Origin of the sequence: Metabacillus sp. FJAT-52054, from assembly GCF_037201815.1 — a bacterium.
GTDB lineage: Bacteria > Bacillota > Bacilli > Bacillales > Bacillaceae > Metabacillus_B > Metabacillus_B sediminis.
This window is the reverse complement of sequence record NZ_CP147407.1, coordinates 3,463,000-3,479,220: the sequence shown is the minus strand read 5'-3', so window position 1 is coordinate 3,479,220 and position 16,221 is coordinate 3,463,000. Positions and strand designations below refer to the sequence as shown.

At 44.4% G+C, this 16,221-nt stretch carries 17 protein-coding genes and 1 tRNA gene; 16 read left to right on the top strand and 2 right to left on the bottom strand.

Translation table 11 applies throughout. From position 1 onward, the window contains the following. Positions 1-79 precede the first annotated feature (79 nt). From trxB to WCV65_RS18125, 6 genes are all read left to right on the top strand, one after another. Entirely contained in the window at positions 80-1,030 is a 951-nt protein-coding gene (gene trxB / locus WCV65_RS18150) for a thioredoxin-disulfide reductase (protein ID WP_035404573.1), read from the top strand. 447 nt (positions 1,031-1,477) lie between these two features. Continuing rightward, a complete protein-coding gene (locus tag WCV65_RS18145; RefSeq protein WP_035404571.1) occupies positions 1,478-1,936 on the top strand; it encodes an 8-oxo-dGTP diphosphatase in 459 nt (152 codons plus the stop codon). Between the two features lie 44 nt (positions 1,937-1,980). Further along, the gene (rapZ, locus tag WCV65_RS18140) at positions 1,981-2,901 is read left to right on the top strand and encodes an RNase adapter RapZ (protein WP_051860504.1); all 921 of its coding nucleotides are present in this window, start codon (positions 1,981-1,983) and stop codon (positions 2,899-2,901) included. Continuing rightward, on the top strand, positions 2,898-3,857 hold the full coding sequence (locus WCV65_RS18135) for a YvcK family protein (RefSeq protein WP_035404569.1): 960 nt from the start codon (positions 2,898-2,900) through the stop codon (positions 3,855-3,857). The genes rapZ and WCV65_RS18135 overlap by 4 nt, the downstream gene beginning before the upstream one ends. 36 nt (positions 3,858-3,893) lie before the next feature. Beyond that, the gene (gene whiA / locus WCV65_RS18130) at positions 3,894-4,844 is read left to right on the top strand and encodes a DNA-binding protein WhiA (protein ID WP_338778424.1); all 951 of its coding nucleotides are present in this window, start codon (positions 3,894-3,896) and stop codon (positions 4,842-4,844) included. 84 nt (positions 4,845-4,928) lie between these two features. Then, positions 4,929-5,186, top strand: coding sequence for an HPr family phosphocarrier protein (locus WCV65_RS18125; RefSeq protein ID WP_035404565.1), 258 nt, complete (start codon positions 4,929-4,931; stop codon positions 5,184-5,186). Between the two features lie 51 nt (positions 5,187-5,237). Here the strand turns inward: WCV65_RS18125 and clpP are convergent, their stop codons facing one another. Beyond that, positions 5,238-5,840, bottom strand: a complete 603-nt coding sequence (gene clpP, locus WCV65_RS18120; protein ID WP_211561018.1) for an ATP-dependent Clp endopeptidase proteolytic subunit ClpP — start codon at positions 5,838-5,840, stop codon at positions 5,238-5,240. A gap of 334 nt (positions 5,841-6,174) precedes the next feature. Between clpP and WCV65_RS18115 the strand changes: the two genes are divergently transcribed. Together WCV65_RS18115 and WCV65_RS18110 are read left to right on the top strand one after the other, a co-directional pair. Continuing rightward, complete coding sequence (locus WCV65_RS18115; protein ID WP_035404561.1) at positions 6,175-6,432, top strand: DUF2164 domain-containing protein; 258 nt, start codon at positions 6,175-6,177, stop codon at positions 6,430-6,432. A 156-nt stretch (positions 6,433-6,588) separates the two neighbouring features. Beyond that, a tRNA-Arg gene (locus tag WCV65_RS18110) sits at positions 6,589-6,667 on the top strand. Between the two features lie 330 nt (positions 6,668-6,997). Here the strand turns inward: WCV65_RS18110 and yvfG are convergent. After that, the gene (yvfG, locus tag WCV65_RS18105) at positions 6,998-7,219 is read right to left on the bottom strand and encodes a protein YvfG (RefSeq protein ID WP_035404557.1); all 222 of its coding nucleotides are present in this window, start codon (positions 7,217-7,219) and stop codon (positions 6,998-7,000) included. Positions 7,220-7,292: 73 nt separating this feature from the next. Between yvfG and rpoN the strand changes: the two genes are divergently transcribed. The 8 genes from rpoN (at position 7,293) to eno (ending at position 16,185) form a co-directional block, all read left to right on the top strand. Further along, on the top strand, positions 7,293-8,621 hold the full coding sequence (rpoN, locus tag WCV65_RS18100) for an RNA polymerase factor sigma-54 (RefSeq protein ID WP_338778416.1): 1,329 nt from the start codon (positions 7,293-7,295) through the stop codon (positions 8,619-8,621). Next, a complete protein-coding gene (locus tag WCV65_RS18095) occupies positions 8,614-8,865 on the top strand; it encodes a glutaredoxin family protein (RefSeq protein ID WP_231889913.1) in 252 nt (83 codons plus the stop codon). The genes rpoN and WCV65_RS18095 overlap by 8 nt, the downstream gene beginning before the upstream one ends. 120 nt (positions 8,866-8,985) lie before the next feature. Further along, the gene (locus WCV65_RS18090; RefSeq protein WP_035404552.1) at positions 8,986-10,002 is read left to right on the top strand and encodes a sugar-binding transcriptional regulator; all 1,017 of its coding nucleotides are present in this window, start codon (positions 8,986-8,988) and stop codon (positions 10,000-10,002) included. Positions 10,003-10,053: 51 nt separating this feature from the next. Beyond that, complete coding sequence (gap, locus tag WCV65_RS18085; RefSeq protein WP_035404550.1) at positions 10,054-11,061, top strand: type I glyceraldehyde-3-phosphate dehydrogenase; 1,008 nt, start codon at positions 10,054-10,056, stop codon at positions 11,059-11,061. Positions 11,062-11,236: 175 nt separating this feature from the next. Continuing rightward, positions 11,237-12,421, top strand: a complete 1,185-nt coding sequence (locus WCV65_RS18080) for a phosphoglycerate kinase (protein ID WP_338778409.1) — start codon at positions 11,237-11,239, stop codon at positions 12,419-12,421. A 155-nt stretch (positions 12,422-12,576) separates the two neighbouring features. Continuing rightward, the gene (gene tpiA / locus WCV65_RS18075) at positions 12,577-13,338 is read left to right on the top strand and encodes a triose-phosphate isomerase (RefSeq protein WP_338778407.1); all 762 of its coding nucleotides are present in this window, start codon (positions 12,577-12,579) and stop codon (positions 13,336-13,338) included. After that, positions 13,331-14,860, top strand: a complete 1,530-nt coding sequence (gene gpmI, locus WCV65_RS18070; RefSeq protein WP_338778405.1) for a 2,3-bisphosphoglycerate-independent phosphoglycerate mutase — start codon at positions 13,331-13,333, stop codon at positions 14,858-14,860. The genes tpiA and gpmI overlap by 8 nt, the downstream gene beginning before the upstream one ends. 29 nt (positions 14,861-14,889) lie before the next feature. After that, on the top strand, positions 14,890-16,185 hold the full coding sequence (gene eno, locus WCV65_RS18065; RefSeq protein WP_338778404.1) for a phosphopyruvate hydratase: 1,296 nt from the start codon (positions 14,890-14,892) through the stop codon (positions 16,183-16,185). Positions 16,186-16,221 lie beyond the last annotated feature (36 nt).

The window sequence follows — 16,221 nt, the reverse complement described above, 5'->3', positions numbered from 1 at the left end:
ATTTAATAGGATGATACTAAGGAATAATAATACGAACCAATCATCCGAATCGGATTTTTTGTAAGGAGTGGAAAAAGTCATGACAGAAGAAAAAATTTACGATGTCATTATTGCTGGTGCTGGTCCCGCGGGGCTGACTGCAGCTGTTTATACATCCCGTGCAAACCTTTCTACACTTATGATTGAGCGCGGAATACCGGGCGGACAAATGGCGAATACAGAAGATGTAGAAAACTATCCCGGGTTTGATCACATTCTTGGGCCTGAGCTTTCTACAAAAATGTTCGATCATGCGAAAAAGTTTGGTGCCGAGTACGCTTACGGAGACATTAAAGGTATTGAGGACGGCGAAGAATACAAAATTGTCCGCGCTGGAAGCAAAGAGTATAAAGCACGTTCCGTTATTATTGGTACCGGGGCTGAATACAAAAAGCTGAACGTACCGGGCGAGAAGGAATTAGGCGGACGCGGTGTTTCTTATTGTGCAGTCTGTGATGGCGCATTCTTCAAAAACAAAGAGCTTGTCGTAGTAGGCGGCGGGGATTCCGCAGTTGAAGAAGGCGTATATCTAACCCGCTTTGCATCGAAAGTAACCATTGTTCACCGCCGCGAGGAACTGAGAGCTCAAAAAATTCTTCAGCAGCGTGCGTTTGACAATGATAAAATCGAATTTATCTGGAATCATACCATTAAAGAAATCCATGAGGACGGCGGAAAAGTCGGCAGTGTAACTTTGGTAAATACACAAACTGGTGAAGAGCAGCCGTTTAAGGCAGATGGAGCATTTATTTATATTGGAATGGTGCCTCTATCTAAACCGTTTGAAAATCTTCGGATTACAAACGAAAATGGCTATATTGAAACAAATGAACGCATGGAAACGAAAGTGCCCGGCATCTTTGCTGCGGGGGATATCCGTGAAAAAACACTCCGCCAAATCGTTACCGCAACTGGCGATGGAAGCATTGCCGCGCAAAGTGCCCAGCACTATGTAGAAGAACTGCAGGAGAAGCTTAAAGCGGTAAAGTAAAACCGTAATTAGGTTTTAACTCTCCTGTAACACAGGTGAAATAAACATGGGGTAAGATATGAATAGTAATTGACCCCCTTTTATAAATAAGTTTAGAGCGCAGGTGCCCTTTCCTGCGCTCCTTTTTTTGTGTAAAAATATATGGTCTGCTTCAAGCCGCTCCGCAAGCTTTTAATTTAGGCTCTGCTAAAGCTGATAGTTGATTTTTAACACCTGTTGATTGAGTGGAAGGCGCGAGACTTGAGCTTTAGAGCAGCGGGACAGGTGGAGACCCCGCAGGCGCAAAGCGGGGAGGATCCCTCACCGCCCGCACAAGGATAAGCGAGCAAATCAACAGCTAAGTTTAACAGTGCTTTAATTTAAAAGGTTCGTTCATTGTGAGTGAACTGTATAAATAGTATAATTAAGTGAATGAAATTTGGCTTTTACACAACGAGGTGAAAGACGTTGCAGCGTGTTGCGAATTGTGTCTTAAAGAAAGACAGTAAAATTCTTCTTCTTCAAAAACCGAGAAGGGGATGGTGGGTAGCTCCTGGAGGGAAAATGGAGCAGGGTGAGTCCTTAAAAGATTCCGTCATCCGCGAATATCGGGAAGAAACAGGCATATATTTAAAAAATCCTGAGATTAAAGGGATCTTCACTTTCTTAATCAAGGAAGGAAATGAAATTGTTTCAGAGTGGATGATGTTCACTTTTTTTGCAGAGGACTATACCGGTGAACATGTAGATGAGTCCGAAGAAGGGCTGATCGTCTGGCATGATGCAGACAAAATTGCCGACTTGCCGATGGCTCCCGGTGACCATCACATTCTGGATTTTATGATGAAGGGATCAGGTGTCATTTATGGCACGTTTACGTATACAAAGGATTTTGAATTATTGAGCTACAGACTCGATCCCCAGTAAAAAATACCCTTTAATTTTAAAAGAAGGGGAGGAGGAAATTCCGGATGGAACTGACAAGCCAGAACATTGGACAGGAAGAAAGCACCCAAACCCACTCAGACATTCAGATGGTCATTATTACCGGAATGTCCGGGGCAGGCAAGACCGTTGCCATTCAAAGCTTTGAGGATCTAGGCTTTTTTTGTGTAGACAATCTCCCGCCGACTCTTCTTCCAAAATTCCTTGAACTGATGAAAGAATCAGGTTCAAAGATGAATAAAGTGGCTTTGGTTATGGACTTAAGAGGCCGTGAGTTTTTTGACAGCCTGCTTCAGGCACTTGATGAAATTGGAGAATCAGCTTGGATTACTCCGCAAATCCTGTTCCTGGATGCAAAGGATTCAACTCTTGTTACACGCTATAAGGAAACAAGACGTTCTCATCCTCTGGCATCTACCGGACTTCCTCTCGAAGGAATTCAAATTGAGAGGGAACTTTTGGAGGAGCTTAAAGGACGGGCGCAAATCATTTATGATACATCCGAATTAAAGCCGCGCCAGCTCCGGGAAAAGATTTTAAAGCAATTTTCAGCAGCAGAGGAGCAAACCTTTACGGTAAATATCATGTCGTTCGGTTTTAAATACGGGATTCCGATTGATGCGGATCTCGTATTCGATGTCCGCTTTCTTCCGAATCCGCACTATATCGAGCATATGAGACTGAAAACAGGATTGGAAGAAGAAGTATCGTCCTACGTGCTGAAGTGGAACGAAACCACCAAGTTTCTGGAGAAAGTGCTTGATTTGCTGACGTTTATGCTTCCGTATTACAAAAGGGAAGGGAAAAGCCAGCTTGTCATTGCGATCGGCTGTACAGGAGGCCAGCATCGCTCAGTAACATTAGCAGAACACATCGCGGGTTATTATAAAAAGGATTACAAGGCCCATGTGTCCCACCGCGATATTGAAAGAAGAAGCAAGAAATAGACGTGCTGCCTAAAATCGTCATCATTGGCGGAGGAACCGGGCTATCCGTTCTGCTCCGGGGACTTAAATCCTACCCCGTTGATATAACGGCGATTGTGACAGTAGCTGATGACGGAGGAAGCTCTGGGCGCCTCCGTGATGAACTGAAAATTCCTCCTCCTGGGGATATTCGAAATGTTCTCGCTGCCCTTTCAGATGTAGAGCCTCTTGTAGAGGAGCTTTTCCAGCATCGCTTCAATAAAGGAGACAGTTTGACAGGCCATTCTCTTGGCAATTTGATTCTCGCCGCCATGACGAACATAACGGGTGACTTCACCCATGCAATAAAAGAAATGAGCAAGGTGCTCAATGTGAGAGGGAAGGTTCTTCCTGCGGCAAACAGCAGTGTCATGCTGCATGCTGAAATGGAAGACCGTTCCGTTGTTTCAGGAGAATCTAAAATCCCTGAGTCTGCGAAGAAAATAAAGCGGGTATTTCTGACTCCTGAAAATATTGATCCTTTGCCTGAAACCATTGATGTCATTCAGGAAGCAGATTTAATCATACTTGGCCCGGGAAGCTTATATACAAGCATCCTGCCAAACTTGCTTGTACCGAAAATTGGACAGGAAGTGTGCAAGGCGAAGGCGAAGAAGGTCTATATTTGCAACGTCATGACCCAGCCTGGCGAAACGCTTGGCTACAAGGCGAGCGATCATATTAAAGCTCTTTATGATCACATGAATTGTGCATTTATTGATACGATTCTTGTCAATGCTGACACGATTCCTGACACGATTAAACAGCGCTATGCTGCGGAACTGGCCCAGCCTGTGCATGCCGATCTGGAGGAACTGGAGAATCTCGGGCTTTCGATCGTCCACGATCATCTCATTACAGATGACCGGGACGTAATCAGGCACGATACGAATAAAGTGGCTAAGCTGCTTTACGGAATTTTACAGAAATCCATCTAAAAAAGGCGTGCGCAATGGAAAATGGAGGTGCAGAATATGTCTTTTGCATCCGAAACCAAAAAAGAACTGACGCAGGTTGAAATAAAGGGCTGCTGCCTTAAAGCAGAGCTTTCCGCTCTCATTCGAATGAATGGCTCCCTCTCCTTCTCAAACAGAAAATTGGTTCTGGATATTCAGACAGAAAATGCGGCAATCGCCCGCAGAATATATATTTTAGTGAAACGGCAATATGACGCTACCGTTGAACTGCTTGTAAGAAAAAAAATGCGTCTGAAAAAGAACAATGTTTACATTGTACGATTAACCCTGCAAGCAAGAGAAATTCTTGAGGATCTTAAAATACTAGGAGAATCCTTCACATTTGTAAGAGAAATTTCACCTGACCTGATCCAAAAAAAATGCTGCAAGCGCTCCTATATGAGAGGCGCCTTCTTAGCAGGTGGATCTGTAAACAATCCGGAGACCTCCTCCTATCACCTTGAAATTTTCTCGCTTTACAAGGAACACAGTGATTCTTTGAGCGAGCTGATGAATACATTTCAATTAAACAGCAAGTCGCTTGAACGGAAAAAAGGCTACATCGCCTATATGAAAGAGGCAGAGAAAATTGCGGAGTTCCTGAATATTATCGGGGCCCATACTGCGCTGCTTAAATTCGAGGATATCCGGATTGTCAGAGACATGAGAAACTCCGTTAACCGCCTTGTGAATTGTGAAACCGCTAACCTGAACAAGACAATCGGGGCGGCATTAAGACAGGTCGAGAATATTGAATACATCGACAGCAAAATCGGACTCGATATGCTTCCGGAAAAACTGAGGGAAATCGCAAGGCTCCGCGTAGATTATCAGGATGTGACATTAAAGGAATTGGGTGAAATGGTTTCCAGCGGAACCATCAGCAAGTCCGGAATCAATCATCGTTTGCGCAAGCTTGATCAAATAGCGGATCAGCTCAGAGCCGGGAAACCGGTTTCCATGAAATAAATTTGGGGATTTAGTGCATTTTTGCTCAAGCCGCAATAGCAAGGGCACTTAACATAATTATGATACAAGGGAGAGGGGATTCATATGGTAGAGAAACAAGTGGAAGTACGCCTGAAGAATGGCCTGCAGGCACGTCCTGCAGCCTTATTCGTCCAAGAAGCCAACCGTTACGGCTCGGACATTTTTCTTGAAAAAGAAGGCAAGAAAGTCAACGCTAAAAGTATTATGGGGCTAATGAGCCTTGCCATCGGTACAGGTTCCACCATCACGCTGATCGCAGAGGGGCATGATGAGCAAGAGGCTCTTGAAGCTTTGACGGAATATGTTCATCAGGAAGTGTAATCATTCAAAAAAAACCGGATTGCCTGGGTAGCAATCCGGTTTTTTCTCTTCTTATTTGTCTTTATCGGCAAGCAGGTTGCGTGTCATTACTTTATCAATCAAACCATACTCAAGCGCTCTGTCTGCTGTCATAAAGTTGTCGCGGTCTGTATCGCGTCCAATGACTTCAATCGGCTGGCCAGTACGTTCAGCAAGAATCTGATTCAGTTTTTCACGAAGGAACAGAATGCGCTTCGCAGCAATTTCAATTTCAGTTGCCTGACCTTGAGCTCCGCCAAGCGGCTGATGAATCATAACCTCACTGTTTGGAAGAGCATAACGCTTTCCTTTTGTTCCTGCTGCAAGCAAGAACGCTCCCATGGATGCAGCCATTCCGATACAAATCGTGTTGACATCCGGCTTGATGAATTGCATCGTGTCATAAATAGCCATACCAGCTGTAATGGATCCGCCTGGGCTATTGATGTAAATGGAAATATCCTTCTCAGGATCTTCTGCTTCAAGGAACAAGAGCTGAGCAACAACCGCATTCGCTACGTTGTCGTCAATTCCGCTCCCAAGCATGATGATTCGGTCTTTCAGCAAGCGGGAATAAATATCGTATGCACGCTCTCCGCGATTCGTTTGCTCAATTACTGTAGGAATTAAATTCACAGTATAGCCTCCCTTATTTAATATGTAATTTCATTATGTACTCTCATCATACAATTATGGTCAATAAAGGTCAAACAAAAACAACCGGATGACAGCTGCTTTTATCAGTCTATGCTGACTGTATTCATGATACCCGATAAAACATTATTTAAACAGGCGATTGCTTCATTAAAAATGAGAAACGGGTGAACCGCGTCAGCTTTTTACCGTTATGCACGCAAGCATACTGAAAATGTTTTGGGAAGGGCTCAAATCCCCCAAAAGAATCTTAGAATGGTAAGATAAGATTCAACAAAACGGATTGCCGAATTCGAACAGGAGAGGGCTGGGACGGATGATTAAAATAAAAAAAGAAGCAAAGGCGGATATGGTATCAAAGCTGCAGGATTATTTGTATAAAGAGTGGGATGAAGAGATTGGAGATCTGGCAGCCGAGATCTTTCTTGAGTACATTGGGAATGAATTGGGGCCCTATTTCTACAATCAGGGTGTTGAGGATGCAAGGTCTTTATTAAATGAAAAGCTGCTTGATTTAGAGGAAGAATATTATTCTCTTGAAAAACCGCTGCGCAAACGAAAGCTCGATTCATAACTCCCAGGAGCCAGCTCATGTGTTATGGCGTGTATTCCCAAACGATGCTTATTCGTGCAATTCTTGAGGACTGATATAACACCGTACGTTAATGCAGGAGAAAAAGCTTGATTAATCAGCTTTAGTGTCATATAATATTCCTTGCTGACACTAAAGGCGCTCGTAGCTCAGTTGGATAGAGCGGTGGTTTCCGGTACCACGTCTGTCGGGGGTTCGAATCCCTTCGAGCGCGCCATACATAGTAATCACAGTCCTCCTGGCTATTGCTGGGGGGACTTTTTATCATTTTTATGGAAAACACTATTTCAGTTACGCCAGGACGCCCGGCCGCGGAGTCTTGCCCTGTAATCAGCCTAAACGAATAAAAAACGCCCTCTCCTTTTCAGGATGGGCGTTTGTACGTTACTATTTTAAGTTTCATGTCTATTCCAAGGAAAACCGGATCATATGTACACTCCAGTGCACGGGGCACTGGCCTGGAATGGACGTGTGTGCAGCAGCAGAATCTACTGCTGATTAAAGGATCATACCAAATTTTTTGCGGAATGTGAAGAGGGAAAGTTTTCTACTTCTTTTGTTCAGTCTTTACCGTGTTATAAGCTTCATCAAGATGCTGAATCCGTTTAAGCACTTCAGCATTTTTCGTTAGCTGATCCTGAACAAGTGTCGATACAACAGAACGATAGTAGCTGTTCATCGCATCGACCTTGTTCATTTTTCCCGTATTCAGCTCGATATGCTGACGGAAGTTCTGTTCAAAGTAAGGGATTGAAAAAAGTTCACTCATGGAAGGTTCTCCTTTCTAAATTTTCTCCTAAACTCCCCTTGCTTCATGTAAAATACAGTAAGGGGGAATGTTTATGAACATGAAAACAGGATTATCGCAAGAGCAGTCGCTGAAGCTTCATTTATCGCAAGAGCTGAGGCAAGCGATCACCCTTCTTCAATACAATTCAATGGAGTTAGAGCAATATGTACAGGAACTGGCTCTTGATAACCCTTTAATTGAAATAAAAGAACAAATGAATCCTAATACATTTTATCATAGAAGGCAATTTCAAGGAGCTAGCTGGGATTACAGTGAAATTGACTTGATTGGCTCCCGGTCCGGCGGTCTCGCAGATTATATGTTTGAGCAACTGAGAATGATTGATGAGACAGACCGGATCATAAAAGGAACGAGGATGTTTGTAGAACAGCTTAATGAAAACGGTTACCTTGAGGAGGATGCTGGAATCCGCGGCCATGGTTTTTCGGATGCAGAAGAAAAAGAATGCCTTCTGATTCTGCAGAGTCTGGATCCGGCAGGTGTAGGGGCGAGAAGTTTGCAGGAGTGCCTTCTGCTCCAGACGAACCGCCATCAATCCAAGCCTAAATCAGCAATGGACATTATAAGCCGTTATTTTACGCTTTTTGCAGAACGGTCCTGGAAAGAGCTTTCTAGAATATCCGGTTATAAAATACAAGAAATACAAAACACCTATGACTATATCCAGACCCTTCATCCTAAACCTGGAAGTACATATGAAGGAACTCACGCTTCTTATGTTGTTCCGGATCTCATAATCGAGCGGACAGGAAACGGATTTGAAGCAGGATCCAACGATGCAGCAGTTCCTGAAATTAGCATCAGCTCTGAATACGAGTCTTTGAAAAGCCAATCCGGGCAAGGAGAACTGAAAAAATATCTTTCTGCGAAACAGCAGCAGGGTGTGTGGCTTCTCAAAACGCTTGACCAAAGGAAAGAAACAATGGTAAAAGTAATGAAAGAAATTTTGTCTGTTCAGCAAGCTTTCTTTCAAACGGGTAAACCGGAGCTGCTCAAGCCGCTAACGTTAAATGATTTAGCGGAAGCGTGCGGAATTCACGAATCGACTGCCAGCCGGGCCTTGAAGGGCAAATATGTTCAGACACCTTACGGAACGCTTGAAATGAAATTCTTTCTTACCAACAAAATCGGATCTGCAAATGAATCAGACCAGTCTGCAGCCGGTGCAAAAGAAGTGCTGCTTCGGCTTGTAAATAATGAAGACAAAACCTCGCCGCTGTCAGACCAGATGATTGCTGCTGTCATGCTTGAGCGGCATGATTTAAAGCTTTCGAGACGGACGGTTGCAAAGTACAGAGACCAGCTGAAAATTCCTGCTTCTTCTATTAGGAGGCGCTACACGGAGGCAAGCAATGATTAACCTGACTGTGTATTCCAGAGAAGGCTGTCATTTGTGCGAGGAAGCCATTCAGCTTGTACAAGAATTGTCCCATGAGATAGATTTTACTTTTACAATTGTGGATATTCATTGCGAAGATGCATTAGTAGAGAAATATGGATTAATGATTCCGGTCGTCGAATATGCCGGAAAAGAGCTTGCATACGGCAAGATAAAAAAAGATTTTCTAAGTAAGCGGATACATGATCACGTAAGGATTGAATAACATTCTTCTCCCTGTTAAAATGAATTTGTAGCAGGGAGATTTTTTTTGCAGCAAGCGGGACATAATATGTCTCATAGGGACTCAAAAAGTCCCGATGACTCGTTTGAAAGGATTGCGTAGATGAGAGAAATGATAGAGGTACAAAAGAAGCTAGTTCCTGATCTGCTCAGCACGATGCAAAAAAGGTATCAGATCTTGCAGTACATACGACTTATGCAGCCTATTGGACGCAGAAGCCTTTCCATCAGCCTTGGCATCAGTGAACGAATTTTACGCGCAGAGGTTCAGTTCTTAAAAGACCGAAATCTGATCTCAATCGAAACTTCCGGAATGACGCTTACTGAAGACGGAACGAATCTCTTGAGAGCCCTTGAAGAAATGATGAAAGATGTTTTAGGTTTGACTCTTATGGAAAATAAACTAAAAGAGAAGCTGAATCTAAAACGGGTCATTATTGTCTCGGGTGACAGTGATCAGTCGTCTTGGGTAAAGAAAGAGATGGGCCGTGCTTGTGTGACCTGCATAAAAGAACACCTTTCCGGAGACAATACCGTCGCGGTTACCGGAGGCACCACCCTTGCTGCTGTGGCAGAAATGATGACACCTGATTCAAACCGTGATTTGCTTTTTGTTCCTGCAAGAGGGGGCTTAGGCGAAAACGTTGAAAATCAGGCGAATACGATTTGTGCGAAGATGGCGGAGCGCGCAATGGGAAATTACCGCCTGCTTCATGTACCAGACCAGTTAAGCGCTGAAGCCTGGCAGTCTTTAATAGAAGAACCTTCTATTAAAGAACTTTTGAAAATGATCAAGTCTTCTAGTATGGTTGTACATGGAATAGGAGATGCTATGACAATGGCAGAACGGCGGAGAACTGCTGCTTTTGACATGGAGAAAATTGAACATGGCAAAGCGGTGGCAGAAGCATTCGGCTATTACTTTGATGAAACAGGCAAAGTTGTTCATAAGGTTCACACAGTAGGGATTCAGCTTGATGACCTGGCGAACCTGAAAAATGTTATTGCCGTTGCCGGCGGTTCATCGAAAGCAAAAGCAATCCACGCCTATATGAAACAATCGCTCGATTCCATCCTTGTGACGGATGAGGGCGCAGCAAAAGAGTTATTAAGGGATTAACAGTCCCTAAATATAAAAAATAATTTCTCACTTTAAAAGGAGGAAACATTCATGGCAACTAAAATTGGTATTAACGGTTTCGGACGTATTGGACGTAACGTTTTCCGCGCAGCTTTGAAAAATTCAAACGTAGAGGTAGTAGCAGTAAACGATCTAACAGACGCTAACATGCTTGCTCACCTACTAAAATATGACTCTGTACACGGCAAGCTTGACGCAGAAGTATCTGTAGACGGCAACAACCTGATCGTGGACGGAAAAACAATCCAGGTTACTGCAGAGCGCGATCCTGCTAAACTTTCTTGGGGAGAAATGGGAGTAGAAGTAGTTGTTGAATCAACTGGTTTCTTCACAAAACGTGCTGACGCTGCGAAACATATCGAAGCTGGCGCTAAAAAAGTAATCATCTCTGCACCTGCAACAGATGAGGATATCACAATTGTTATGGGTGTTAACCATGATAAATACGATGCTGCTTCTCACGATGTTATTTCAAATGCATCTTGCACAACGAACTGCCTTGCACCATTCGCAAAAGTATTGAACGACAAGTTCGGTATCAAACGCGGTATGATGACAACTGTTCACTCTTACACAAATGATCAGCAGATCCTTGATCTTCCGCACAAAGACTACCGTCGTGCTCGTGCAGCTGCTGAAAACATCATCCCGACTACAACTGGTGCTGCTAAAGCTGTTTCCCTTGTTCTTCCTGAACTTAAAGGAAAACTAAACGGCGGAGCAATGCGTGTTCCAACTCCTAACGTTTCTCTAGTTGACCTAGTTGCTGAGCTTGATAAAGATGTAACAGCTGACGAAGTAAACGCAGCTCTTAAAGAAGCAGCTGAAGGCGATCTTAAAGGAATCCTTGGCTACAGCGAAGAGCCTCTAGTATCCGGAGATTACAACGGAAACATCAACTCTTCAACTGTAGACGCTCTTTCCACAATGGTTATGGAAGGCAGCATGGTTAAAGTTATCTCTTGGTATGACAACGAGAGCGGATACTCTAACCGCGTAGTTGACCTAGTTGACTACATCGCTTCTAAAGGACTTTAATAAACCCGATTCGGTTACGTTTGGACGAACCGAAGAAGAAACGATATAATGAAATCGGAAAAGGGGAAGGGGATCTACAGCATTTCCCCCTCCCTTTTTCTATGGTTATATTCCGAAACAGCGGAGATCGCTGTGATGGAAGCTTCACCTTATCCGTAAGAAGGAGGCCTTTGAAATGAACAAAAAATCTGTAAAAGACATCGAGATTCAAGGTAAGGTTGTATTTTGCCGTGTTGACTTCAACGTACCGATGAATGAAGGCAAAGTGACAGATGATACGCGCATACGTGCGGCTCTTCCGACCATCCAGTACATGGTAGAGCAAGGAGCGAAAGTTTTGCTTGCAAGCCATCTTGGACGTCCTAAAGGCCAGGTTGTGGAAGAACTTCGTCTAAATGCGGTTGCAGAGCGTCTTCAAGAGCTTCTTGGCAAAAACGTAGTGAAAACAGATGAAGCTCATGGCGACAGTGTGAAAGAAGAAATTGCAAAGCTTGACAACGGCGATGTGCTTCTTCTTGAAAACGTGCGTTTCTACCCTGGAGAAGAGAAAAACGATGCAGAATTGGCAAAAGCATTTGCAGAGCTTGCTGATGTTTATGTAAATGATGCATTCGGAGCTGCACACCGTGCACATGCTTCTACTGCAGGAATCGCTGAGCACCTGCCGGCTGTTTCCGGTTTCCTTATGGAAAAAGAACTGGACGTACTCGGAAAAGCACTTTCCAATCCGGAACGCCCTTTCACAGCGATCATCGGCGGAGCAAAAGTAAAAGACAAAATCGGTGTCATTGATCACCTTCTTGACAAAGTGGACAACCTGATCATCGGCGGCGGTTTGGCTTACACTTTCATTAAAGCTCTTGGACACGGTGTAGGAAAATCCCTTCTTGAAGAAGACAAAGTGGATCTGGCTAAATCCTTCATGGAAAAAGCAAAAGCAAACGGCGTAAACTTCTACATGCCAGTTGACATCGTTGTTGGAGATGATTTCTCTAAAGATGCCAACACTCAAGTTGTGTCAATTGATAACATTCCGGAAGATTGGGAAGGCCTTGATTGCGGACCTAAATCCCGTGAGATCTATGCAGACGTTATCAAGAAATCAAAGCTTGTGATCTGGAACGGACCGCTTGGAGTATTCGAACTTGAACCATTCTCCCACGGTACAAAAGCAGTGGCCGATGCTCTTGCAGAAGCAAACGATACATATTCGGTCATTGGAGGAGGAGACTCCGCAGCGGCAGTTGAGAAGTTCGGTCTTGCAGACAAAATGGATCACATCTCAACAGGCGGCGGTGCTTCCCTTGAATTCATGGAAGGCAAAGAACTTCCTGGAGTAGTGGCACTTAACGATAAATAAGAAAAGCGGAAGCGCCTTGGGTTAAGGAAGTTCTGCTGCCGCAACACAGAACTGAACTGCAACCTGCGGGGCTCACGCAAGTTTTAAGAAGCAAAAAAGCAAAAAGGCTGTGTGCGCAGCCTTAAGACCTTTTAACATGAAAGGACGGCTTAGCTATGAGAAAACCGATCATTGCAGGTAACTGGAAAATGAACAAAACAATGGCAGAAGCGAAAAGCTTTGCTGAAGAAGTAAAGAGCCTTGTTCCTTCATCTGAACAAGTAGATGCAGTGGTATGTTCACCGGCTCTATTCCTAGATCGCCTAGTGGAGATCGCAAAAGGAACGGAACTAAAAATCGGTGCGCAAAACATGCACTCTGAAGAAAATGGTGCTTTCACTGGTGAAGTAAGCCCGGTTGCACTAAAAGATCTTGGGGTTGAATATGTGATCCTTGGTCACTCTGAGCGCCGTGAAATGTTCGCTGAAACGGATGAAACAGTTAATCAAAAAACACTTGCTGCATTCAAACATGGCTTGATTCCAATCGTTTGCTGCGGAGAAACGCTTGAAGAGCGTGAATCCGGAAAAACAAACGAGCTTGTTGGAAATCAGGTTAAAGCGGCACTTACTGGTCTTTCAGAAGACCAAGTAAAACAAACCGTTATCGCATATGAGCCAATCTGGGCAATCGGAACGGGCAAATCTTCATCTGCAGAGGATGCAAACGAAGTATGTGCCTATATCCGTAAAGTGGTAGCAGAACAATTTTCACAAGATGCAGCAGATGCAGTCCGCATTCAATACGGCGGAAGTGTAAAGCCTGCGAACATTAAAGAATACATGGCTCAATCCGATATTGACGGCGCATTAGTCGGCGGAGCAAGCCTTGAAGCACAATCTTTCCTTCAATTGCTAGAGGGTGGAAAGAATGAGTAAGAAGCCTGTAGCTTTAATTATCCTGGACGGTTTCGGCCTTCGCAGTGAAACAGAAGGAAATGCTGTTGCGCAAGCGAAGAAACCGAACTTCGACCGTTACTGGGAGCAATACCCGCATTCAACTCTTACGGCAAGCGGTGAAGCAGTAGGTCTTCCGGAAGGCCAAATGGGGAACTCTGAAGTAGGACACTTGAATATCGGAGCAGGAAGAATTGTGTACCAAAGCTTAACTCGTGTAAACGTGGCAATCCGCGAAGGCGAGTTCGAAAAGAACCAAACCTTCCTTGATGCAATGGACCATGCTAAGAAAAATGGGACTGCCCTTCATCTTGCAGGTCTTCTGTCAGACGGCGGAGTGCACAGCCATATTGAACATTTGTTTGCTCTTCTTAAGCTTGCAAAATCTGAAGGCGTTGAAAAAGTATACGTTCACGGCTTCCTTGATGGACGAGACGTCGGCCCTCAAACAGCTGAAAAGTATATTAAAGCCCTTCAGGAAAAACTTGAAGAGTACGGCGGCGAGCTTGCTACTATTTCTGGACGCTATTATTCCATGGACCGCGACAAACGCTGGGACCGTGTGGAAAAAGCGTACCGTGCAATGGTTTACGGCGATGGCCCTGACTACCGTGACCCGCTCGAGCTTGTAAAAGACTCGTACGAAAACGGGATCCACGATGAGTTCGTTATTCCTTCTGTCATGACGAAGGAAGACGGTTCACCGGTTGGAACGATTCAGGACAACGACAGTGTCATTTTCTACAACTTCCGTCCTGACCGTGCGATTCAAATTTCCAATACGTTTACGAATGCTGACTTCAGAGAATTTGACCGCGGTGAAAAAGCGCCTAAGAATCTTCACTTTGTCAGCCTGACTCGCTTCAGTGAGACAGTTAAAGGATTCGTAGCATTCAAGCCAGTAAACTTGGATAATACTGTCGGTGAAGTACTTGCTCAAAACAACCTAAGACAGCTTAGAATTGCCGAAACTGAAAAATATCCTCACGTTACGTTCTTCATGAGCGGCGGACGTGAAGAGGAATTTGAAGGCGAAACGCGTATACTAATTGACTCGCCTAAGGTTGCAACCTATGACCTGAAACCAGAGATGAGTGCGTACGAAGTCGCAGATGCTTTGCTTGAGCAAATCCATGGCGATAAGCAGGATGCGATCATTCTGAACTTTGCCAACCCTGATATGGTCGGCCATTCAGGGAAAGTGGAGCCGACGATTAAAGCCATCGAAGCCGTTGATGAATGCCTTGGTAAAGTAGTCGATGCCATCCTTGAAAAAGGCGGCACCGCTATTATCACAGCAGATCATGGGAATGCAGATGTCCTGATCGCAGAAAACGGAGAGCCTCACACAGCTCACACAACAAATCCTGTACCTGTCATTGTGACAAAAAAAGGAGTGGAGCTGCGCGAAGGCGGTATTCTTGGAGACTTGTCCCCAACCATGCTTGATTTGCTTGAAGTAGACAAACCAGCAGAAATGACAGGTAAATCTTTAATAAAATAAAATTTTTCAACTCAAAGGAGAGAAATTAAATGCCAGCTATTGTTGATGTATATGCACGTGAAGTCCTTGACTCCCGCGGAAACCCAACTGTTGAAGTAGAAGTATACACAGAATCAGGCGCTTTCGGACGCGCACTAGTACCAAGCGGTGCTTCTACAGGTGAACACGAAGCAGTAGAACTTCGTGACGGTGACAAAGACCGTTACCTTGGAAAAGGCGTTCTTCAAGCAGTAGAGAACGTAAACAACGTAATCGCTGAAGAAATCATTGGTCTAGACGTAACAGATCAAGTTGGAATCGATACAATCATGATCGAGCTTGATGGAACAGAAAACAAAGGTAAATTGGGCGCTAATGCAATCCTTGGAGTATCCATGGCTGTTGCTCATGCAGCTGCTGACTTCGTTGGTCTTCCGCTTTACCGTTACCTTGGCGGATTCAATGCGAAACAGCTTCCAACTCCAATGATGAACATCATCAACGGCGGATCTCATGCTGATAACAACGTAGACTTCCAGGAGTTCATGATCCTTCCTATCGGAGCACCTACGTTCAAAGAAGCAATCCGTATGGGAGCAGAAGTATTCCACGCTCTTAAATCTGTTCTTAAAGCAAAAGGCCTTAACACAGCTGTTGGTGACGAAGGCGGATTCGCTCCGAACCTTGGTTCTAACCGTGAAGCACTTGAAGTAATCGTTGAAGCAATCACGAAAGCTGGCTACGAAGCTGGCAAAGACATCATGCTTGGCATGGACGTTGCTTCTTCTGAGTTCTACAACAAAGAAACTGGCAAATACGATCTTGCAGGCGAAGGCCGCAACGGATTGTCTTCAGCTGAAATGGTTGATTTCTACGAGCAGCTAGTTAACGAATTCCCAATCCTTTCCATTGAAGATGGACTTGACGAGAACGACTGGGATGGACACAAGCTTCTTACTGACCGTATCGGCGGAAGAGTACAATTGGTTGGAGACGACCTATTCGTAACAAACACGAAAAAGCTTGCTCAAGGAATCGAGCAAGGTGTAGGAAACTCCATCCTGATCAAAGTTAACCAAATCGGTACGCTTACAGAAACATTTGAAGCAATCGAAATGGCAAAACGTGCTGGCTACACAGCTGTTGTATCCCACCGTTCAGGTGAAACAGAAGATGCTACAATCGCTGACATCGCTGTTGCAACAAACGCTGGCCAAATCAAAACAGGTTCTATGAGCCGTACAGACCGTATCGCAAAATACAACCAGCTTCTTCGCATCGAAGACGAGCTTGGCGGTCTAGCAGTATACGATGGTATCAGCTCTTTCTACAACCTTAAGAAATAAGGTTTGTGAATGAAATGAGAAAGCCCTCTATCTTTT

Bases quoted from the DNA above. Each gene is read 5' to 3' on its own strand.
- rpoN (WP_338778416.1), top strand. From the start codon at position 7,293: ATGAACATGAAAACAGGATTATCGCAAGAGCAGTCGCTGAAGCTTCAT.
- WCV65_RS18080 (WP_338778409.1), top strand. From the start codon at position 11,237: ATGAACAAAAAATCTGTAAAAGACATCGAGATTCAAGGTAAGGTTGTA.
- whiA (WP_338778424.1), top strand. From the start codon at position 3,894: ATGTCTTTTGCATCCGAAACCAAAAAAGAACTGACGCAGGTTGAAATA.
- gpmI (WP_338778405.1), top strand. From the start codon at position 13,331: ATGAGTAAGAAGCCTGTAGCTTTAATTATCCTGGACGGTTTCGGCCTT.
- WCV65_RS18095 (WP_231889913.1), top strand. From the start codon at position 8,614: ATGATTAACCTGACTGTGTATTCCAGAGAAGGCTGTCATTTGTGCGAG.
- yvfG (WP_035404557.1), bottom strand. From the start codon at position 7,219: ATGAGTGAACTTTTTTCAATCCCTTACTTTGAACAGAACTTCCGTCAG.
- WCV65_RS18125 (WP_035404565.1), top strand. From the start codon at position 4,929: ATGGTAGAGAAACAAGTGGAAGTACGCCTGAAGAATGGCCTGCAGGCA.
- gap (WP_035404550.1), top strand. From the start codon at position 10,054: ATGGCAACTAAAATTGGTATTAACGGTTTCGGACGTATTGGACGTAAC.
- trxB (WP_035404573.1), top strand. From the start codon at position 80: ATGACAGAAGAAAAAATTTACGATGTCATTATTGCTGGTGCTGGTCCC.
- WCV65_RS18115 (WP_035404561.1), top strand. From the start codon at position 6,175: ATGATTAAAATAAAAAAAGAAGCAAAGGCGGATATGGTATCAAAGCTG.
- tpiA (WP_338778407.1), top strand. From the start codon at position 12,577: ATGAGAAAACCGATCATTGCAGGTAACTGGAAAATGAACAAAACAATG.
- eno (WP_338778404.1), top strand. From the start codon at position 14,890: ATGCCAGCTATTGTTGATGTATATGCACGTGAAGTCCTTGACTCCCGC.
- rapZ (WP_051860504.1), top strand. From the start codon at position 1,981: ATGGAACTGACAAGCCAGAACATTGGACAGGAAGAAAGCACCCAAACC.
- WCV65_RS18090 (WP_035404552.1), top strand. From the start codon at position 8,986: ATGAGAGAAATGATAGAGGTACAAAAGAAGCTAGTTCCTGATCTGCTC.